The sequence below is a fragment of the Paenibacillus tepidiphilus genome (assembly GCF_008635795.1).
GTDB classification, from domain to species: Bacteria; Bacillota; Bacilli; order Paenibacillales; family Paenibacillaceae; genus Paenibacillus_AQ; species Paenibacillus_AQ tepidiphilus.
Genome location: NZ_VWRQ01000002.1, coordinates 304287 through 325003 on the forward strand (window position 1 = coordinate 304287; position 20717 = coordinate 325003).

Below are 20717 nucleotides of genomic sequence, written 5' to 3' on the forward strand. Positions count from 1 at the left end.
TTCCCCTTTGTTATTCGAGGTTTTCGGCGAAACGGTCATAGGCTACGATGATTTTCTGCACCAGGGAATGCCGCACGACATCCTGCTCCGCAAAGTACACGAATCCAAGCTCCTCAATGCCCGACAGGATGTTCTTAGCCTCGATTAATCCCGATTTCTTACCGCGCGGCAGATCAATCTGGGTCACATCGCCCGTGATGACCATCTTGGAACCGAAGCCCAGCCGGGTCAGGAACATCTTCATCTGCTCCGGTGTCGTATTCTGCGCTTCATCCAGAATAATAAACGAGTCATCCAGCGTCCGTCCGCGCATGTAGGCGAGCGGGGCAATTTCAATCAATCCCCGTTCCAGCGCTTTGGCCACCTGGTCGGGACCCATCACATCGTAAAGGGCATCATATAGCGGACGGAGATACGGATCTACCTTCTCCTGGAGATCTCCCGGCAAAAAGCCCAGACTCTCTCCCGCTTCCACCGCCGGCCGGGTCAGCACAATGCGCTTGACGGCGCCTTCCTTCAGCGCAGCCACGGCCAGTACGACGGCAAGATAGGTTTTGCCTGTACCTGCAGGCCCGATGCCGAAGACGATATCCTTCTTCTTGATCGTGGTTACATAATGCTTCTGCCCGATGGTCTTAACCCGGATCGGCTTGCCCCGGAAGGTCGTCGTAATTTCTCCCTTGAACAAATCAAGCAGTTGATCGGCCTGGTAGTCCTTGGCCAGCTCAACCGCATATTGCACATCGCGCTCGCTCAGGATGTAGCCGCTGCGGATCAGTGACAACAATACCTGAAACAGCTGTTCCAGCTTATCCACTTCCCGCCCGCCGCCGCGCACTGTAATTTCTGCTTCACGAGAGTCAATCACAGCAGGGATGCCCTGCTCAATCAATTTCAGAAATCCGTCCTGCGGGCCGAACAAGGCTTGCGCTTCCCCCGCATTTTGCAAAGATATACGAATGCTTGCAGTCTGTTCTGACAAATAGCCTCATTCTCCTCGGTTGTTTACTAACGGAAGCTCTTCCGCAATTCTCTCTTCCACTTCAAACAGCACTTTCATATAAACTTTACCATTCTCTCTCTTCTCATGCAAAATTTTTTGACTTTTTATTACGCTGTCTGCGCCGTAACGGGCATAGATATCACTTTTCGCCCGCAGCAGGCCTTCCGCTTTGGCCTCTTCCGCCGTCAGCTTCACAGCGGTCTCCGATACTTCCATTTCCTTCTCGGTCATCATGCCGAGCGGCAGGCGCAGGGAACGCCAGGTCAGCATATCCTGCTCCGTCAGCGTCCGTGATTCCGTATAATCCGATTTGCCGTAGCCCCACAGCTGCACCGCATAATGGCCCAGCACCAGATAGAGACGGTCCTTGCGTTCACCTGTATAGGAACTGTTTTTTCTTTGCAGCGGTACTTCAATGTTATATTCATGCCAGACCAGCCCTCTGACTTCCCCTTTGGCAACAACGTATTCAATATTCTCCTCATCGCCAAGAGCGCCGGAGATCAGAATTTGTCCCTTTTTAACCCGTGAATTGGGCCCGACCACCGGCCGGCCTTGCTCTGCATAAATGGAGGTGACTACCGCATCGCTCCGGCTGATCAGGTGACGCTGGGTATGCAGAGGCTTGTTCTCCGGCCGGTCAGCTTCCACCACCTGGATGGTAATGCTCGTCCCCGTCCGCTGCAGCCCGACCCAGGATAACCCCGGAACCTTGGAGGTAAGCTCCCGCGACAGCTTGTCCGGCTCGTCCAGCCGCCAAATCCATTGAAACGGATATACCCCCTCCTGGCGGGCGGCTTCCAGAATGTCCTCGGAGGCGATCCGCTCGTTCCCTTCGACCTTGACGCTCCATATCATGGAGCACAGCAGGAGGAGCCCTGCCCCGAACACCAGCATGCCTGCCGTAAAAAGCTTACGCCGCCACAGCCGCGCAATACGGAAGGGCAGCCCCGTCCTGGCGGTGACATGCATCCGGCAGCCTGTCTTCCTCAGCAGCGGCCGAAGCGCAAAGAAATCATCCAGCAGCAGGCGCAGCGAAGCGCCGTCCCCGGCAGGCTTCACATTCCAGATAATGATGCCTGCTTCGGTGACAGCATTCAATAAACTTTCCACCTGCGGACCCGTCACATGCAGTGTAACGAACCCCCGCAGCCATGACAGAGGCGGTGCTTTCATCGTTTCTCCTCGCTTCCCTTATATCTGATTTCGCCGATAATCCCTTCTACGGCCAGCTCCTGGCCGAGAATGCTGCGGATACTCAGGCCTTCTCCCGAAATCTCCAGCGTACCGCTGGCCAGCGCAAGCTTGATCTCTCCGGAGGAAAAGTGCAGCACACCGCGATGATTCTCTATATAAAGCTCCTTATTGCCGATCAGGGTGATCCGGGGCAGCTCCTGCAGGACGTCCTGCGGAAGTGACAGTACCCCGTTTGTCCATCCCCGCAGCCTGCGGCCGATACGGGTCATAAATCGACGTGCCCCCTTCCTGCCTTCTGTACACCTTATGCGCGGGCGCAAGGTTTTATGAGAAGAACTGCCGCATAAAAAAGCAAGCCCCGGAACGATCCGGGGCTTGCTGCTTCATGGTCTTACCCTTGCCGCCGCGTGGAATGCGGCTTGCGGGAGCGCGGCGGGCCGAGAATTTCGGCCCAGATGACGCCGCTGCGCAAGGCTGCGCGGTTATCCGCCAGGCTGCCCCAGGCAGCTGTCTGCGCCGCTTCCAGGCCGTCTGCGGCGGGATTATGCTCCCGCGCGGATGAACCCTGCTGCGGCGTTGACCCCGCCGCGTCAAAAGCGGCCTGCAGCCGTTCGAACTCCTGCTGCATTTGCGCGTTGCGGACAGCTATGTCGTCAAGGGCGCCGCTGCCCGCCTCCAGCGAGAGGCCTTCACCGCTGCCGGGGGCAGAGCGTTCAGGCCGCCCCTCCCATTGCGCGGGCTCTGTACGCCCGCGGGAATCTGCGTCGGCGTGGCGCGCCGCAGGGCGGTCCGGACGGTCCACCGGCGCCGGGAAGCCGCTGGCCTTGCCTGCGGGGCGTTCTCCGCCTGCGCTGCGCCGCGGAAACATGGAAGGCCCTTCATCCCCGCCCCCGCCGAAAGTCGGCATACCGCCGCGCGGAGGAGAACCGCTCTTCGGCTTGCCGAATTTACTGCGGTTGGAGACAAGCGCGAAGATAATAATCGCAATGATGTAGATCAGGCTGCTCATGGGAATTCACATCCCTTATTTATTGGTTGGGCGGTTCGGGTCTTCCCCGTCGCCCAGCTTGCCGAGCGAGCCGCGCATTTGTGTGTCGGCCTCGATATTCTTCAGATTGAGATAGTCCATCACACCAAGCTGTCCGGAGCGCAGCGCCTCGGCCATCGCTTGCGGCACCTGGGATTCGGCCTCCACGACGAGCGCCTTCATCTCGACCACGCGCGCCTTCATCTCCTGCTCATGGGCGACCGCCATCGCCCGGCGTTCCTCCGCCTTGGCCTGGGCAATCCGTTTGTCCGCTTCAGCCTGCTCGGTCTGCAGATAAGCCCCGATGTTCTTGCCTACATCGACATCGGCGATATCAATCGAGAGAATCTCGAAGGCGGTGCCGGAATCCAGACCCTTGGACAATACCGTACGCGAGATGGAATCCGGATTCTCCAATACATCCTTATGGGAGTTACTGGAGCCGACCGTAGTGACAATGCCTTCCCCGACACGGGCGATAATCGTCTCTTCGCCGGCGCCCCCGACCAGGCGGTCGATGTTGGCGCGCACGGTCACGCGTGCTTTAACCTTTACTTCGATCCCGTTCTTGGCCACAGCGGCGACAATCGGCGTCTCAATGACACGCGGGTTAACGCTCATCTGCACCGCCTGCAGTACATCGCGGCCTGCCAGATCAATTGCCGCAGCGCGGGTGAATTCCAGCGGAATATCCGCACGCTGGGCGGCAATCAGGGCGTTGACCACGCGGTCCACGTTGCCCCCGGCCAGGTAATGACTTTCAAGCTGGTTGATGTTGACGCCAAGACCGGCTTTGGTCGCCTTGATCAGCGGATTGACAATCCGGCTCGGCGTGACCCGCCGCAGCCGCATGGCCACCAGAGTAATAATGCTGATCTTTACGCCGGCTGCCCAGGCGGATACCCAGAGCATGACCGGGAAGAAGCTGAAGAATACACTCAGCACGATGATGACCAGCACCACAACCAGCAATAACGTTATCGTAGACGCTTCTAACATAATGTTTGCCCAACCTCCGATATTAGTGATAAGACTCTGCATACCGCCGCGCTATTCCCAGACTTTCTTGACAACCACGCGGCCTCCTTCAACCTTTACAACCGTAATGTTCACACCGGTGTCAATGAATCCGCCTTCCGTAACCACATCGACCCGTTCACCGGCCACCTCTGCCGTACCGGCAGGACGCAGCGGAGTCAGGCTGATGCCGAAGGCACCGACCAGATTCAATTTCTCCGCGGTCGGCACAAATCCCTGCTCCTTGGTCAGATTCTCCTGCAGGATGAACCGGTTCCAGATGCCGCGTTCTTTAAAAGCAACGGCAACGATGACAACGACCACTGTCGCTGCGGCACAAGCGATCCCCAGGCTGAAGAAGGCATGGGTATAGCTGAACGCCGCCCGGACCACCCCGGCCACCAGACTGACCGAGCCGAGCAGGCCAAGAATACCGAAGCTGGGTACAAACAGCTCCAGAATCAGCAGCACCAGCCCCAGAATGAACAGCAGCCACGTTTCTGCCCCGGCAAAACCCGCTACGTAATTGCCGAAGAAGTACAGCACGAATGCAATAATCCCGACAATGCCCGGCACCCCAAAGCCCGGCACCAGCAGCTCAATGAGGATCCCGGCAATGCCGACAAAGAGCAGAACGGTCATGACGACCGGGTTCGTCAGAAAATGCGACAGCTTCTCAGCTCCCGACTGCTTAATGCGGTAGACATCATCGGTGGAGTAACCGAGCCAGGCGACAGCTTCCTCAGGCGTGTCGGCCAAATGCTCCGCATAACCCGCCTTCAGCGCTTCCTCGCCGGTCATGGCGATGATCTCACCCTGCTCCTTAGTCACGCCAAGCTGCGGCTTATTCAGCACAAGGCTCTTATCCATCATACCGGCGGCAATGTCAGGGTCCCGGCCGTTTAATTCTGCGGCTCCGACCATTTTCGACTTCCAGTACGAGATTATTTTCGCATCGTCCACACTGTTGCCATATCTGTCGACCAGTGAAGCGGCGCCTATCATACTGCCGGGCTTCATGATGATCGTATCCGCATTGAGGGCGATATAGCTGCCGGCCGATGCGGCGTCGCCTTTAATATAGGCGGCTGTCGGAATATCACTTTCCCTGACCAGCGTGCCGATTTGCTCTGCGGTATTCACAAGTCCTCCCGGTGTATCAATCTCCAGCACGATCAGCCCGGCACCGTAATTGGCAGCCTCTTCAAACCCGCGCTCCAGAAAGCTCTGCAGACCGCGTTCAATCTCCTGGTCGACCGGAATAATAAAAACCGGTACCTGTTTGGCAGCTCCGCCAGCCGGACCTTCCTTTTCTGTACCTGCCGCAGCCAGAACTGAAGGCACGAAGAGCATCAGCAGCAGCATGACCGCAACGCCGGTTAAAATCCATTTTCGCATAGAATTCAACTTGCAACCCCCTTCCTTTCAATATCCCCCAGTACGCATTCTTTAGTACGTTACAGACCGAATGCCGTTTCAAAAAACGGTCTTCTTCAAACTACCCTGAAAATGAAAAACACCCCTTATAAAAGGGGTGTTGTTAGCGTCATATTAATGCAGAAATTGCTGAACCGCTTGGTTCACGAGTTTACCATCGGCGCGACCTTTGACCTTGGGCATCAGTGCGCTCATGACCTTACCCATATCACTTTTCGAAGAAGCACCGGTTTCCTGGATGGTCTGCTGTACAATTACTTTAATTTCTTCTTCGGAAAGCTGCTCAGGAAGATACTTGCTGATAATCTCGATTTCTGCCTTCGTATTCGCGGCAAGCTCGTCGCGACCCGCTGTCTCAAATTCTTGGAGGGCATCTTTGCGCTGTTTGATTTCACGACTAAGGATATCAAGCACTTCGCTGTCGTCTAATGTTCTCTTCAAATCTATTTCAAGATACTTTATCGTAGAACGAACCATTCGAATGGTGGAGAGTGTGAACTTGTCCTTACTCTTCATCGCTTGCTTCATATCTTCGTTCAATCGTTCGCTAAGATTCATGCGTGGGTAATCCTCCTAAAACTTTCTCTTACGAGCAGCCTCAGACTTCTTCTTGCGCTTAACGCTTGGCTTCTCATAATGCTTGCGTTTCTTCACCTCAGCCAAGACACCATCTTTTGCGATGGAACGTTTAAAGCGACGAAGTGCAGCATCAATTGTCTCGTTTTTACGAACTTTCGTTTCAGACACCAGTTTTCCCTCCCTCCGACCAGACCGTCCAAGAGCATAACACGGTTCATCAAACTTCATTATAGGTCATAGCGAAATATGGTGTCAACCTTCGTGTTATTCTTTTTTCTGGCAGGAATTATCAATTTAAATTTATGTTTATGCGTGAGAAGCCGAATTCCCGACCAAAGCGCCCAGTTTGCCGCCCCCGAGCAGGTGATAATGCAAATGGGGAACAGCCTGTCCACTGTCCGGTCCGCAGTTGTTGATCAGGCGGTAGCCGGTGTCTGCGATACCGAGCTCCCGGGCAATCTGCTGTGCCACCGCGTGCATTTCTCCGATCAAGGGCAGATCCTCGGCAGTCACATCGTTCATCGACGGGATCGGCTTCTTCGGGATGATCAGCACATGGACGGGAGCGGCAGGTTCAATATCATAAAATGCCAGAATCCGCTCATTCTCAAATACTTTCCGTGCAGGAATGGTTCCTTCGATGATTTTACTGAATACAGTTTCCATGGGTGGCCTCCTAAAAAAATGGGTGAATGTGCTTATCCAAGGCCGCATACGCTGCGGCAGCCAACAGGCGTTTCCCTTCCGGCCACAGACCGGACAGGCGATAAACCGGATAGCTTAGTCTTTAAATCATACAGGATAACGCCGGATTGTGAAAGTCGCACAAACATGCCCAAGAGGATTCCTGTACGCGTATACTGTAGCACCTTTTATTTTGCCGCAAGATGGATTATTCTGCAACTATTTACCATATTTGCGGTATAATCAGCATTAAACAAGCTATAGGGGGCCAAACGATGAAGAAAATGACGAAGCTGTCTGTATTAACGCTGTTACTGCTGAGCCTGTCCGGCGGGTCCGTGCTGTATGCCGCATCCGGCGATTCCGAGCTTGCCGTCTATCTGAACAACAAGCTGCTGAAGCAGTCCGGGATCATCACCGGCGGCAAAGCCTATCTTCCTGCCGAACAACTGCCTGACAACCTGCATTTCATCCTCGCTACAGATGACTCCGGCAAGTCGGTCCGCATCTTTAAGCCCAACGTCAATCTGGTGCTGATGGACGGAGAAGGCCAAATCTTCGGCAAGGTGCGAAGCGGTGTCAGCAACAAGATCTCGGCGCTGGTCCAGGTCGACAGTCTGGAAACAGAAATTTCCGAGCTAAAAATGACACTCACCGATCCCGCCGGCAAAACCGTCACGCTTGATTCCAGGCAGATCAAGGAGAAGGGCAGCAGCTTCTGGTACAAATCGGCTGAGTATACCAATAGCTTCGAAGTAAAGGGTATCTACGCCATCGAGGTTTTCTTTCGGACTGCAGCCGCCAATGGCTGGACGGCAGTAGCCGAAATTCAATTCTCCACGCTTTGATCCGCTGGCCTGCCGGAATCTTCATATATTCGCTTACTGTATCAGATACAGCTCTGGCGGAATGGGGGCTAAGTAACACCCCCATCCCGCCAGAACACAAAAAAAGACAAAAAAAAAGAAACACCCTATCAGCGCATAACGCTGATCCGGCGGCGGACGTATGATACGGAAGAAAATTCCCTGTCATACGTCCGCCGAGGTGTTTCAAATGATGTCGGCTTAGCTGTATTATAACAGGGGGTTGGTGGTGTATCTGTGATCACTGTCACACCAACCCTCTAATTTCACATTTTTTCCAAAACAATGCGTGAGCCGCTGCCTCCCGGCGAAGCCGGCACGACAACCAGCTTGCGCGGCAGCCGCGCCCGCAGCTCAGGCACATGGCTGATGACGCCGACCGACAGCTGGTCGCTGTGCAAGCGCTCGAGCGAAGTGATGACCGTATCCAGCAGCTCTGAATCCAGGGTGCCGAAGCCTTCATCCAGGAAAAAGAATTGCAGCGGATACTGTCCGCGTAATTGTATCTGCGCCGATAAGGCCAGCGCCAGCGACAGCGAGGTCAGAAAGGTCTCGCCGCCCGACAGCGTTGAGACCGGCCGCCGGACGCCGCCGTTGCCGTCGTCGCGGATCACGAACCCGCCGCCGGAATCGACCTCAAGGGCATAGCGCTGCTTGCTCAGGAACCGCAGCCGCTGCGAGGCGGCCTGGCAGACCTGCATCAGCTGCTCTTCTGCAATATACTCCACAAAGGCGTTGCCGCGCAGCACGCTCTGCAGCTTGATCAGCCGCTCCTGGACTACGGATACCGCCGCCCTCTGCTCCTCCAGCTCCATCCAGCGGATATGGCGCTGCCGCAAATCCTCAAGGTCGCGTTCCGCCTTGGCTCTGTTCTGCAGGGCGCTCTCATCGCCTTCCTTGCAGCTGCGGACTGCCTCCCGGCTGTCCTGCCACTCCTCTTCGCTGAGCGAAGCGCCGTCCAGCTTCTCCGCAATGCTGCGCAGCTGAGCCGTCACCTCAGCCTCACCGCTCCGGTGTGCGCGCACCCGCTCATCCGCTGTACGGCGCTCCTCCGTCCCCAGCGCTGCACCTTCAACCTCTGCAGCTGTTGCGAACGGCGAAACGCTCAGGCTCTCCTCCCAGCTTGCCGCCGCCTCCTTCGCATGCTCCTGCGCGGATTCCGCCGCCTGACGAAGGATTGCCGCTTCCTTACTCTCCCGCTGCGCCGCTTCCGCCGCCTTCCGGTGGCTTTCCTTAGCGAGCTCCAGCGCCTGCTGCAGCATCTGCAGCCGCCGCTCGCATTCCTCCAGCAGGCCGGCTGCCGGCTTGCCGCCGGTCCATTGCAGCAGGCGCTGCTCTTTCTCGCGCGCCAGCGCTTCTTTGCCTTCCAGCTGCGCACTCCACTGGGCCAATTCCTTGTCCAGCGCCACAGTCTCCTCTTGCAGCGACTGTACGGCTGCATTCTTCTCGTCGAGGAATTTCACGCTGATGTTCAGCCGCCCGCGGATATCCTCCGCCTGCTCATCCTTCCGCTGCATCTCCCGGAAGGCCGCCTCCACCTCTTCCGGTGCCAGCCCGGGGAACAGCCGGGTCCATTCGCTGCGCTGCGCCTGCAGCGCGGCAGCCTGCTCCTCCACCTTCACATTTAGCCCGTTCAGCCACGAGGCCTCCGCCTCCGCAGCCGCAGCTTCCTTATGGCAGACCTGCGCCTGCTCCTGCAAGGCGCGCTGCCAGTCGGCGGCGGCGCGGCGCAGCTCGCCGGAGCGGTCCTTCAGCTCCGCAAGCCGGTTCTCCAGCCGGCCGAGCGCAGCCGTATCCGGCACGGGGCCGGTCACTGCAGGTGCCGCCTCAGGGTGCTCCGCAGCCGCCGCAGCCGGCGATTGTCCCACGCCGCCGGCCCCGTCCGCACCGAAGAGCTGCTCCAGCGCCGTCTTGTCCTGCTCCAGCAGACTGAGCAGGTCGCGGTGCGTCTCCGCCGCACGGCGTTCCAGCATCCGGGTCTCGCGCAGCCGGGCCTCCAGACTCTCCTGTCCGCCATCCTCGTCCTGCAATGCAGGCGCGGGATGCTCCAGGCTGCCGCATACCGGGCAAGCCGCACCGTCCTGCAGCCCTTGGGCCAGCACCCGCGAGAGCCGGTGCGCCTCCTGCTCCTTCCGCGCCGCTTCCAGCGCAGCGGCGTGGTCCTCCAGCGCAAGCGCGGCGCCGGCCGCCTCGCGGGCCGCAGCCGCCAGCGCCTCGCGCTGGACGGCTGCGGCGGCGAGCTGCCCGCCGCGCGCATTCTCCAGCGCCAGCCGCCGCTCCTCGGCCGCGGCCAGCTTGCTCCGGGCCGCGGCGAGCGTAGCCGCGCGGCCCTGGCGCTCGCGCTCCGCCGCCTCGCTCTGCGCTTCGGCGGCGCGCAGCCCCTGCAATCTCTGCATCGCTTCCTGCAGAGATGTGCGTTCCCGGGAGCGCACCTCCAGCGGCTGCAGGCTCTGCTGCAGCTCCTGCTGGCGCTTTTGGCCCTTGGCCAAAAGCTCGCGCTCCCGTACCAGCGCCTCCCGCTTGGCCGCCAGCCCGCGGGAGGTCTCCTCCGCGCGCGCCGCAGCCGCCGCGCGCTCCTGCTGCAGCGCCCTGAGCTCGCCTTCGAGCTCCAGCGCGCGCCGGTACATGTCGGCCCCCTGCCGGAGGGCCGGCTCCTCCCCGGCCAGCGCCGCCTGGGCCTCCGCCTCGGCGCGGGCCGCACGCTCCGCCTCCCGCTCGGCGGCGGCGCTTAAGGTCTCCTGGGCCTCGGCGCGGGCCAGCCGGCCCTGCCAGGCCTCCTCGGCACTCCGCCAGGCCTTGAGCGCCGGCAGGCGCTTCTCGGCTTCGTCAGCCTGCAGCAGCCGCCGCTCCAGGAGCGCGATGCCCTCCTCCTGGCGCTGCAGCTCCCGCTGCTGCGCCTCATGGCGCGAGCGCTCCTCCTGCAGCTCGCGGATCTTGGCATAGCGCGCGGCAAGCTGCTCGGCCGCTTCCAGTGCAGCGCGGCATTCCGCCGCCTGGCGGACCGCTTCCTCAAGCCGCTGCGCGGCGGCGTCGACATCCTCCTTGCCGGCGCTGCCCAGCCCCTGCTGCTCCGCTTCCAGCGCCCGCAGCACCGCCTCGTTCTCCTTGCTGCGCTTCGACAGCTTCTGGGCCAGCTGATCCCCGTACTGCTCCAGATGAAAGAGCCGCTGCAGCATCTGCCGCCGGTCCACACCGCGCAGGGACAGGAATTCGGCAAATTTACCCTGCGGCAGAACCACCGCACGGGTGAAGTCATCCATCTTCAGCCCGATATGCTCTTCTACGCAGCGCGTTACATCGGCCAGCTTGTCGGCGAGCACCTGGTCGCCGTCCGGGAGCACCTCGATGAAGCGGCTGATGGTATTGCTGACAGACTGCTCCCCGGTCCGCTTGAACCGGCGCTCCACCCGGAAGCGCCGTGGACCGCGCTCCGAGGCCAATTCGAAGGTGAAAGCTACACTGAGCTGGTCCTCCGAGTGATTCATAATGCCCTGCGTACCGTTTACAGCGCGCTCCACCTTGCCGTACATCGCCAGCGTAATCGCATCCAGCAGACTGGATTTACCGCTGCCCGTCGGGCCAAAAATACCGAACAGGCCCGTCTCGGTCAGGCTGGTGAAGTCAATTTCCTGTTGTTCCCGGTAGCTCTGCAGTCCGGCAACCTTCAGCAGAATCGGTTTCATCCCTGCTTCACCTCTTCCTCTTCCGGCTGCGTCCGCGCTTCATCCTGTGCCAGCTCGAGGAACAGCTCAACCAGGCTGTCCTCGGGCTCGGCGCCGCCGGTCTGGCGCTGGTAGAACCTGCGGAACAGCTCCTGCACCGGCATCCGCGAGCGGGCAGTCTCCTCCAGCTCAGCCTCCATTTGCGGATATACCGGACGGATATGCACTATCCCTTCCCTCGCCTTGCGCAGACGCTGAATGTCCGGCAGCGACAGTGCTTCGGTCAGCCGCAGCTCCAGATCAATAAATGCATGGGCGTCCCGGCCTTCATCCAGCCAGGCGTACACCTCTTCCAGGCCGCCACCCACCTTCCAGGTGACCAGCGGACGTCCGCAGCTCAAATAAATCTCCGAAATCTCCGGAGCGCCGCCCGGCGCGATATCAAGCATCGTCACCGATTTGGCCTGCCCCGCCTCCGAGAAGCTGTAAGCGAGCGGCGAGCCGCTGTACCGGATGGGATGGTCGCCTTTCACCCGCTGTGCACGGTGCAGATGTCCCAGTGCCGTATACTGTGCGCCGCAGGAGAGGGCGGACGGATCGACCGTATAAGCACCGCCGATCTGAATCGGCCGCTCCGAATCACATTCCACGCCGCCGAGCACATAGATGTGGCTCATCGCCAGATTGACCGTACGCGGCGAGAATTCCCTCCCGAGACGCTTCATCAGTCCGCCGACCCGCGCGCTGTAAGCCAGCCGCAGCTCCTCTTCGCCGCTATCCCCGGCCAGCAGCTCACCAAGCCGCGCTTCCGACGGATACGGCAGCGCGGCAATATGCGCCAGCTCCCCGGTCCGTACCGCCCCCACCGTTACCGGTTCAAGCGTCGGCATCCCGACCAGCGTGATGCCGGATTTCTTGACCAGCGGGGATACGGAGGCCACACGCTCCGGCTGATCATGGTTTCCGGAGATGACCACCAGGGGTCTTCCTCCGGCCGTCAGCCGCGCGGCAGCTTCGTAGAACAGCTGCTCCGCCGCCGCGGGCGGATTGACCGAATCATAGACATCTCCGGCCATCAGGATCAGGTCAGCCTGTTCCCTGTCTGCAATATCCACCAGTTCATCTACGAACTGCTCCTGCTCCTTCTGCCGGCTCCGTCCTTCCAGCGTTCGTCCCAGATGCCAGTCACCCGTATGCAATATGCGCATAATTTCCTCTTTTCCCCGCCGCTCCATGCGGTGTTCATCAATATAGTAGCGTAGCAGTTTATAGTCGCACGGCATGTCCGCCGTCAAAAAAGTACAGCCATATCTCTTCTACAGGCTCACCCAGAATATCCTGCAGTGCTTTTACATACAGCTCCAGCTGAAAGCGGTATTTCTCCTTGAGCACCCCGAGGCCGCCCGTATGCTCCAGTACGGCATCGGTTTTGTAGTCCAGCAGAATCAGACGGCCGTTCTCGCGGAACAGGCAGTCGATAATTCCCTGAATCAGCACGCCGCCGTCCGCTCCGGCCGCAGCCGATGCAGACTCATCAAGGAATTCAAGTCCAAGATAGGCTTCGCTTGCCGGAAGCATGTAGCTGAAGGGCTGCTCCCTGCGCTTCCAGGAGGCCGCCAGCAGACGTCCGCCCAGTTCACTGTCGTAGAAAGCCGCAGCCTGGGCAGGATCAATGGCCTCCGCCTGCTCCGCGCTGAGAATCGCTACCCGGGTCAGGCGGGCCAGCGTTTCCTCCACAACCGCAAGATCAACCGGGCTGTCCAGAGGAACATGCTGCATCAGCGTATGATAGGCTGTCCCGCGCTCCGCACCGGTCAGGCCCCGTTTCTCCATAAATTTCGGCCGCTGCAGATGCAGCTGCTCCACACGTGCTCCCGGCTGTCCGGCAGCACTTCTCTCTTCCAGCAAATCATAGGAAGGCTGCTCCTGCAGCGCGAGCATGCCTTTGAGCTCCGTGACGGATGTCTTGGCCGGAATGACGGAGGCTGCGGAATGGCTATAGCTCCATTCAAGTCTCTCTGCGATCTCCCCGGCAGCGGAGGTGCCAGGGAACGGAACCGGACGGGCACGGCGCAGCGCTTCCTGCGCCAGCTGCCGTTCTTCGCCGTCCTGTGCTCCGCCGGCCGCAGCATACGCCCCGGGTCCCAGCTCGGCGGCATTCCAGACAGCGATGCTCCAGTTCGCCGGATCGCCGTGCAGCGCGCCGGATACGGCGCCGCCCTCACCGGCCAGCTTGCGCAGGATTGCCGCTGCGGGATGCCGGATCAGCGCCGGACCGACCCAGTCGAGATAGCTGCGGCCTCTGGCAAGCAGCGGAGCCTCCAGCAGCAGCTCCTCCCGGCTCTGCATGCTGCTCCAGCCTGCTGCAGTGCGGGCTAAATCCCGCACAGTGCCGACCAGAATCATTTTGTCTCGGGGCCGGGTCAAGCCGACATAGAGCACCCGCATCTCCTCTGCCAGCAGCTCCAGACGCGAGCGCCGGTTAATGGCCAGATAGGGGAGTGTCGGATAAGTGACCCGGGTCTCGCGCTGTACAAACCGCGGCCCGAAGCCCAGCTCCTTATGCATCAGGAACGGGGAATGCAGGTCTTCGCGGTTAAAGGGCTTGGCCATGCCGGCAAGGAAGACCACGGGAAACTCCAGTCCTTTGGATTTGTGGATCGTCATAATCCGCACGCCGCCGGCTTCCTCGGGGCTTCCGCCGGCCACGCCGAGATCCCCCCCGTTCTCCCGTACCCGCGAGATAAACTGCAGGAAGCGGAACAGGCCCCGCGCAGAGGTGTCGCGTTCAAACTGTATTGCCCGGTCATATAGGGCTTTCAGGTTGTTCTGCCGCTGAAAGCCGCCGGGAAGGCCGCCCAGCCATTCCAGATACCCGCTTTCCGAGTATATTCTCCAGATGAGCGTACCAAGGCTGCCCTGCCGGGCTGCCGTTCTCCAGCCCTCCAGCTGTCCCAGGAAATACCGGAGCTTCTTCTTCAGCTCAGGGGTGATGCGCGACGCCGCATCCGCAGGGGCGCTGTAACCGCCATCCGTGAAGGCTTCCGCTGCCGCAGCGGTCTGTGCAGCGGCCGTCTCCGCGTCTGCCGCGCCGTACGGCGGGCCTGCGAAGATGTCCAGGCTTAACTGCACCGGAGCGGTATCCGCTCCTCCAGCCTCCTGTCCTTCGCCGGCAGCCGCCAGCAGCGCATCATAGAAAGCGCCCCTGCTGCAGAGACGCACCAGTGCCAGCTCTTCTTCGCTCAAGCTGACAACAGGTGACCGCAGCACCCCGGCCAGCGGAATATCCTGGCGGGGATTGTCTACGACCTGCAGAAGCGACAGCGCAATCTCAACCTCAGTCGCCTGGAAATAACCCTTGTTCACATCGCCGGCCGCCGGGATGCCCTCCAGACGCAGCTCCTCCAGCATAAGAGGTGTCCATAGACGGGCGGAGCGCAGCAGAATGACAATATCACCGTAAACCACAGGACGCATCAGGCGAAGGGCCTTGTCATAGATAAGCAGCGGCGCGGTTCCGGTTCGTCCGGTCATCTGCGAGATGCGCCGGGCAATCGCCCGCGCTTCCAGCTGTGCCGTTTCGCTCTCTGCCGTCTCATTCTCCGGAGAAGGTGAATCTCCATCGCCCTCTTCATCCCCGGACCGCCCGGCAGCTCCCCGGTCAATCAGCAGCAGCTCGGGCGTGAAATAGGGGTCCGCCGCCGTTTCTGCCGTCCCCGGGAAATGCGCCCCGTAGACCAGCTCGGCGCGCCGGTCATAGCCGATCTCTGCCACCGTACGGTTCATCACCTGGCGGAATATCATATTCACCGCATCCACCACCTCGCGGCGGCTGCGGAAATTGCGCGCCAAATCAATGACTATGCCGCCGGAGCCGCCCCGGGCACTTCCAATTTCGTTTCCGTGACCCGAATCATCCCCGCCGGCCACTTTGCCCGTTCCGAAGCTGTTATACTTGTCCAGGAACAGTCCCGGCTCGGCGAGCCGGAAACGGTAGATACTCTGCTTCATATCGCCGACCATGAACCGGTTGCCCGGCGACTCACGGGAGATGAGCCGCACAATTTCCTCCTGGACACTGTTCGTGTCCTGGTATTCATCGAGCAGCACCTCGTCGAACTGGCTGCGGTATTCCAGCGCCGCATCCGACGGGAGTGGCTGGCCCGGAGCGGAATCTTCATGGCGCAGAATCTGCAGGCAGTAATGCTCCAGGTCGCTGAAATCGACCAGCGCCCTTCCCGCTTTCTCCTTCCGGTACCGCTCGCCGAATTCGATGACCGTCTCGGCCAGCTCAGCCATCAGCGGAGCCGCTTCGCCAAGCTCGGCCAGATAAGCCTCCGCCGGCCGGCCGAACAATGATTTCTGCAGCTCCAGCAGACTTTTCTTGACGCGTTCACGCAGCTCCTTGACCATCTCCTGCAGCCGGGGATCGGTCGCGTCCTTCTTGCAGGGCTTCAGCTTCGTAAATGATATTTCCACGAAAATATCATAAAGCTCCGCCCACGGCCGGGTCTCGACCGCTTCCCGCAAAGCCCGCACCTGTTCCAGATCTGCTTCCAGGTTCTCAGCGTAAGGGGCTGGGCCTCCGGGCTGCAATGCTAGTTCATGTCCCTGCAGCAGTTCACTGACAGCGCCGTCGAGCGTCAGCCTCGCTTCCTCCAGTATGCTTTGCACCCAGGAAGTGCGCCCAAGCGCCTCTGTATCGCTCAGCGCAAAAGCCGCCGCCGTATCGCGCAGCCACTGCTCCGGCCACGGATGGCTGCGTGCAAAATCATGCAGCCGCTGAATCAGCGCATGCACGGCATCGTCGCTGCGTTCGCCGCTGAACCAGTCGGCAAAGGTGACGAATACGCTGTCTTCCCCGTCCTCGCCAAGCTCTGTATACTTCTCCTCCAGCAGCTCCTCCAGCAGCTCCTGGCGCATCATCTCCGCTTCGTGTTCATTGAGAATCCGGAAGCCGGGATCAAGCGGGATCATCTGGTAGTACCGCCGGATGACGTCCAGGCAGAAGGAGTGCAGCGTCGTGATCGAAGCTCTGCCCAGCATCGCCAGCTGGCGGCGCAGATGCTCGTTCTCTTCGGCCCCGTCCTCTTCCAGCTTGCGCTCCAGCGCTTCACGGATACGTTCGCGCATCTCGGCAGCCGCCGCTTTGGTAAAGGTGGCCACCAGCAGCCGCTCCACGCTGAAGCCGCTCTCCGGGTCGGCGATCCGGCGGATGATACGTTCCACCAGCACCGCCGTTTTGCCCGAACCGGCCGCCGCCGCAACCAGAATATCGTCGCCGCCCTCGGCGATGGCGCGCCATTGATCGTCGCTCCACAGGCTTCCTTCCGGCTTCGGTGCGATGTTCGTTTGCCTGCTCACAGATTCTCTCCTCCTTTGCGGGATAACAAATCCCAGACGGCTTCTTTGCCCGGCTTGTCCAGCTGCTTGAACCCGTTTCCTTCCACGCTCTCGTCGAACTGGCACACCGGCCGGTAGGCGCAGAAGGTGCAGGCCGTCTCCTGCTGAAGCTTGTACGGCTTGATCTCCACATCGCCTTCGGTGATTCGTGTTCCAATATCTCTGATGTTGCTGCGGACCGCAGACAGCAGATGCCTCCACTGTTCGGGCGTAGCTACCGAAGCGCTGCTGTAGAAGCTTCCGTCGCTCTTCAGTGCCACCGGTACGATCGAGGAATGCCCCTTCTCCAATCCGGCATCCATCAAGGAGACCACGCCCGGATCGGCGGTCAGCAGCCCCTTCATTTTGAACCGCTTCAGCAGCTCCTGCCGGGCCTGTTCCTGATTCAAGCCATTCGGCGAAGAGAGCAGCGGGTCATGCACATGAAAATACAGTGTGCCCGCAGGAAGCGCCGGCTTGCCCAGCCACTGCTCGGAATAAGTCAGCAGCACATCCAGATAGGTCAGCATCTGCAGCGCCAGACCGTAGTACACCTCATGCAGCTTAAGGTCCTGCTGGCTGGATTTGTAGTCAATGACCCGCAGCAGCACCCCCTGCTCGCCCTCGGCCATATCCACGCGGTCAATCCGGCCGACCACCTCCATCACACAGCCGTTCGGCAGTGTAATCCGCAGCGGCGGCAGGTCCTGTCCGGGACCGAAGTCCAGCTCCAGCCCCACCGGCTCGAAGCTGCCCCGGCGGGCATGCTCGCCCAGAATGACGGTGGCCCGGCTGACGATGTTCTTCAGCTTGCGTTTGATGTAGCCGTACCGCTTGCTGCTCATCAGAATCTCGCCCTGCAGCAGCGGCGACAGGCGTTCCACGGTCTCCCCGGCTTCGCGGCGGCACTCTTCCTCCGTCATGCTGCCCCAGCCCCGGCCCTTCTCCTGCAGCCGCTTGGCCATGTCGCTCAGTGCGGCATGGAACAGCTGGCCGATATCGGGCGCCTGCAGCTTGTACAGCTGGCGTTCTTTCAGTCTGAGGCCATAGGAAGCAAAATGCGAAAACGCGCAGGAGACGAATTTCTCCATCCGCGACACGCTTCCGCGCAGCGTGGTTCCCCCGTACAGACGCAGGCTGGTCTCCTGCTTCAGCGGCTTCCCTTCATTGCGGTAAAAGAGCGACTGAAGCTGCCGCTTCAATCGGGAGCTCTGTTCATAATCCTGAGCAAACCAGTTATAGACATCCCACCACAGGGCCGGTATCTCTACGCCTTGACGCCATTGCCGCAGCTGCAGCATCAGCATCCGCAGCGTCTGCTCCGCTCCTCCGACAAAGCCGAGATGCTGCGCTTCTCCCGCTGCCTCTTCTCCCGGCAGCACCGCCGAAGGGAACCCGGTAACCGGACGTACTGCCAGCCCTTCAGGATACATCCCGAGCAGATGACGGATAATCTCCGAAGGAAGCAGCGCTTTGCCCTCTTCGTCTGCAGTGGCATAGCTGATCCATAACTTCCGGCTTGCCGCCGTAAGCGTGTTGTAGATCAGGAAACGTTCATCCAGCAGGCGGCGCGAAGAGCCTGGGCCAAGCTCCATCCCGGCATGCTCCAGCGTCAGCCGCTCCCCTTCGGTCAGAATGCCGTCTTCCTTGAACTGGGCGGGCACCACGCCTTCATTGAAGCCCAGGAGAAAGGCATATTTAATACCGGATACGCGGGTACGGTCCATCGTCCCTACCAGCACCTGGTCAAGCGCCGGCGGCACAAGGCCCATCTTAAGTTCAGCCAGCCCCGTCTCCAGCACACCGGCGAACATGGCGAAGTCCATGCTTTCCGGGCCCATCATTTCAGCAATCTGATCAAGCAGATTCAGCACCGCTCCCCATAACTGGGTGTGCTCCCGGGCCCGCACCGGCTGACCCAGTTCAAGCGCGGCCGCGCTGAGCTGTTCAAGCCTGTGGGCGGCGCCGCTCTCCTGCAGCAGCATGTACACCGCCGAACACAAATCAAGCGCCGTCTTGCTCTTCTTCACCCGCTTCTCGAAAGGGTGCAGCACGTCCGTAATCGCGTTCCGGCAGCGTTCCATCCGCTCCAGCATCTCGCCGTCTACCGCCGGAGTGCTCTCCAGCGACAGGCTGGGAATGCCCCTCCACGGCTTTCCGTCGGTCCAGCGGTAGCCCTGGATGCCGCAGGCCAGCACATAATTCTCCAGCGCATCCATATCCTCGCGGGCAAGTCCGCTGTCCCCGGGCAGCAGCAGCTCGGTCTTCACGCAGCGGAACACATCCTCGTAGCGCCAGCGCCGGCGCACCACATCCAGCGCGGAACGGATCAATTCCACCAGCGGATGATGCAGCTCCTCAGCCTTCTGATCCAGAAAGAACGGAACGCTGTATTCTTCGAATAGCGGCGCGATAAACGATTCATAGTCGGCAATATTGCGCATAAATACAGCCATTTCAGCATATCTGGCCCCTTCTTCGCGCGCCAGCCGGATCATCTCGCCAAGTGCGCTCTCGACTTCCGTACGCCGCGAGACCGCCGCGCTCACAGCAATCGCCGCTTCAACCGCCCCGGTCTCCCCGCTCCAGCGGACCCGCCGGGCGAACCCGCGCTCCAGATGGGCAAGGGCAGGACGGTCTGCAAATCTTGGCGGCACTGCCTGGTTCAGCAGCTCGTCCCAGACGTCAAGCCCCAGCTCTTCGGCCATCCCGCGCAGCTTGATATAAGTGACGGCGGTAGGATGAAACAGCTCCAGCTCATGCGGCTGCCCCCCCGCCGGATAGATCCGGTCCAGCGTCAGCGCTACTGTAATCTTGGATGCATGGAGCATCAGACCACGGAGCACCGTATATTCCTGGTTCGTAAACCCATGGAAGCCGTCCACCCAGATTTCCGCTCCCCGCACATAGGCGGAATCCGCCAGATTCCCCGCCAGCTCGGCCATCCGGTCCTCTTCATCGATATACAGCTGTGACATCTCCTGCTCCAGCTCACCGAACACGATGCGCAGATCATCCAGCTTGCCGCTGAGAATCGGGCTGCCGCCGGCAGAATCGCCGAGCCGGGAGAGCTGCTCCTCGAGATCGGAAGCACCGAAGCAGCAGCGCTTCAGTTCTGTATGCAGGTCGCTAAGCCGCTCGACAAAGCCCGGCCGGTCGCTGGAGGCGCCGAACAGCTTCAGCTCATCCTTGCGCCGCCGGATAATCTTGTAGAGCAGCATCTTCTTGCCTTCCTCGCTGATTGGCAGACTGCTGCTGCCTCCGGTCTCCTGCTTTACCCGGTAAGCCAGCCGCGAGAAGCTCAGGGTCTGCGCCCGCAGGCTGCCCTTGACTCCGCCGGTCTCCAGCAGACCGCGCTCCGCACCGAACGACCCCTGCTCCGGAACAAGCAGAATAATCGGCGCTCCCAGCGGCTCCTTCCGGAGCTCCGCAGAGATTGCCTCCCGTATCTTCGTGGTCTTGCCGCTGCCCGAGCGGCCAAGCATAAAGTGTACCGTCATCGCCGAAAGACTCCTTCCGTGGCCTTCAAAGTCAGCTCCCGGACCCAAAACAAGGAGCGTTCGCAGCCACAATACTCGTCCCAACATTATAACACAACTCTACCAGCGGGAACATACGTTTGCCAATGTTTGCAAGTCTCTGAAATCTGTCAAGCTAGATTTCAACACCCTGCCTCAGCATATCTGCACAAAATTTCAACACCCTGCCTCAGCTTATCTGCACAAAATTTCAACACCCTGCCTCAGCATATCTGCACAAAATCATATATTTCTCCACAGCCCCTGTCAGCGGCAGTCTTTATCTCCGGTCCGGGCGTTCATCCGCAGCCGCAGTATAGGTGCCGCAGAATATCGAACGGCAAC

Annotated in this window: 14 protein-coding genes; 1 reads left to right on the forward strand and 13 read right to left on the reverse strand. The window is 60.1% G+C overall.

The features are described 5' to 3' along the window. Window positions 1-10: 10 nt before the first annotated feature. The 9 genes from F1379_RS03520 to F1379_RS03560 form a co-directional block, all read right to left on the reverse strand. Entirely contained in the window at window positions 11-982 is a 972-nt protein-coding gene (locus tag F1379_RS03520) for a PhoH family protein (protein WP_150266372.1), read from the reverse strand. Between the two features lie 6 nt (window positions 983-988). Then, a complete protein-coding gene (gene yqfD / locus F1379_RS03525) occupies window positions 989-2179 on the reverse strand; it encodes a sporulation protein YqfD (protein ID WP_150266374.1) in 1191 nt (396 codons plus the stop codon). After that, complete coding sequence (gene yqfC / locus F1379_RS03530; protein ID WP_150266377.1) at window positions 2176-2469, reverse strand: sporulation protein YqfC; 294 nt, start codon at window positions 2467-2469, stop codon at window positions 2176-2178. Before yqfC ends, yqfD begins: the two co-directional genes overlap by 4 nt. 122 nt (window positions 2470-2591) lie before the next feature. Next, window positions 2592-3209, reverse strand: coding sequence for a hypothetical protein (locus F1379_RS03535; protein ID WP_150266380.1), 618 nt, complete (start codon window positions 3207-3209; stop codon window positions 2592-2594). Between the two features lie 15 nt (window positions 3210-3224). Beyond that, window positions 3225-4226 carry a flotillin-like protein FloA gene (floA, locus tag F1379_RS03540; RefSeq protein ID WP_150266382.1) on the reverse strand — a complete coding sequence of 334 codons (1002 nt, stop codon included), beginning with the start codon at window positions 4224-4226 and terminating at the stop codon, window positions 3225-3227. Window positions 4227-4277: 51 nt separating this feature from the next. Beyond that, window positions 4278-5642 carry an NfeD family protein gene (locus F1379_RS03545; protein WP_150266694.1) on the reverse strand — a complete coding sequence of 455 codons (1365 nt, stop codon included), beginning with the start codon at window positions 5640-5642 and terminating at the stop codon, window positions 4278-4280. A 153-nt stretch (window positions 5643-5795) separates the two neighbouring features. Further along, on the reverse strand, window positions 5796-6239 hold the full coding sequence (locus F1379_RS03550) for a GatB/YqeY domain-containing protein (protein WP_150266384.1): 444 nt from the start codon (window positions 6237-6239) through the stop codon (window positions 5796-5798). A 15-nt stretch (window positions 6240-6254) separates the two neighbouring features. After that, window positions 6255-6428: a 30S ribosomal protein S21 gene (rpsU, locus tag F1379_RS03555; protein WP_005547957.1), complete on the reverse strand. Its 174-nt coding sequence runs from the start codon at window positions 6426-6428 to the stop codon at window positions 6255-6257. Window positions 6429-6566: 138 nt separating this feature from the next. Further along, a complete protein-coding gene (locus F1379_RS03560) occupies window positions 6567-6926 on the reverse strand; it encodes a histidine triad nucleotide-binding protein (RefSeq protein ID WP_150266387.1) in 360 nt (119 codons plus the stop codon). Between the two features lie 293 nt (window positions 6927-7219). Here F1379_RS03560 and F1379_RS03565 point away from each other — a divergent pair, with 293 nt between their 5' ends. Beyond that, window positions 7220-7792 (forward strand): RNA-binding protein, encoded by a 573-nt coding sequence (locus tag F1379_RS03565; protein WP_150266389.1) that lies wholly within the window; start codon window positions 7220-7222, stop codon window positions 7790-7792. 284 nt (window positions 7793-8076) lie between these two features. Here the strand turns inward: F1379_RS03565 and F1379_RS03570 are convergent, their stop codons facing one another. Genes F1379_RS03570 through addB form a run of 4 tightly spaced genes read right to left on the reverse strand, consistent with a single transcriptional unit; the run spans window position 8077 to window position 20354 of the window. Then, window positions 8077-11493 carry an AAA family ATPase gene (locus F1379_RS03570; RefSeq protein ID WP_150266390.1) on the reverse strand — a complete coding sequence of 1139 codons (3417 nt, stop codon included), beginning with the start codon at window positions 11491-11493 and terminating at the stop codon, window positions 8077-8079. Next, window positions 11490-12680 (reverse strand): exonuclease SbcCD subunit D, encoded by a 1191-nt coding sequence (locus F1379_RS03575; RefSeq protein ID WP_150266392.1) that lies wholly within the window; start codon window positions 12678-12680, stop codon window positions 11490-11492. The genes F1379_RS03570 and F1379_RS03575 overlap by 4 nt, the downstream gene beginning before the upstream one ends. Window positions 12681-12738: 58 nt before the next feature. Then, window positions 12739-16836, reverse strand: a complete 4098-nt coding sequence (locus F1379_RS03580) for a UvrD-helicase domain-containing protein (protein ID WP_150266395.1) — start codon at window positions 16834-16836, stop codon at window positions 12739-12741. Next, a complete protein-coding gene (gene addB, locus F1379_RS03585) occupies window positions 16833-20354 on the reverse strand; it encodes a helicase-exonuclease AddAB subunit AddB (RefSeq protein WP_150266397.1) in 3522 nt (1173 codons plus the stop codon). The genes F1379_RS03580 and addB overlap by 4 nt, the downstream gene beginning before the upstream one ends. Window positions 20355-20717: the final 363 nt, after the last annotated feature.

Coding starts and splice junctions, on each gene's coding strand:
- F1379_RS03570 (WP_150266390.1), bottom strand. CDS start 11,493: ATGAAACCGATTCTGCTGAAGGTTGCCGGACTGCAGAGCTACCGGGAA.
- floA (WP_150266382.1), bottom strand. CDS start 4,226: ATGTTAGAAGCGTCTACGATAACGTTATTGCTGGTTGTGGTGCTGGTC.
- F1379_RS03535 (WP_150266380.1), bottom strand. CDS start 3,209: ATGAGCAGCCTGATCTACATCATTGCGATTATTATCTTCGCGCTTGTC.
- F1379_RS03550 (WP_150266384.1), bottom strand. CDS start 6,239: ATGAATCTTAGCGAACGATTGAACGAAGATATGAAGCAAGCGATGAAG.
- F1379_RS03545 (WP_150266694.1), bottom strand. CDS start 5,642: ATGCGAAAATGGATTTTAACCGGCGTTGCGGTCATGCTGCTGCTGATG.
- addB (WP_150266397.1), bottom strand. CDS start 20,354: ATGACGGTACACTTTATGCTTGGCCGCTCGGGCAGCGGCAAGACCACG.
- yqfD (WP_150266374.1), bottom strand. CDS start 2,179: ATGAAAGCACCGCCTCTGTCATGGCTGCGGGGGTTCGTTACACTGCAT.
- F1379_RS03575 (WP_150266392.1), bottom strand. CDS start 12,680: ATGCGCATATTGCATACGGGTGACTGGCATCTGGGACGAACGCTGGAA.
- F1379_RS03565 (WP_150266389.1), top strand. CDS start 7,220: ATGAAGAAAATGACGAAGCTGTCTGTATTAACGCTGTTACTGCTGAGC.
- F1379_RS03560 (WP_150266387.1), bottom strand. CDS start 6,926: ATGGAAACTGTATTCAGTAAAATCATCGAAGGAACCATTCCTGCACGG.
- yqfC (WP_150266377.1), bottom strand. CDS start 2,469: ATGACCCGTATCGGCCGCAGGCTGCGGGGATGGACAAACGGGGTACTG.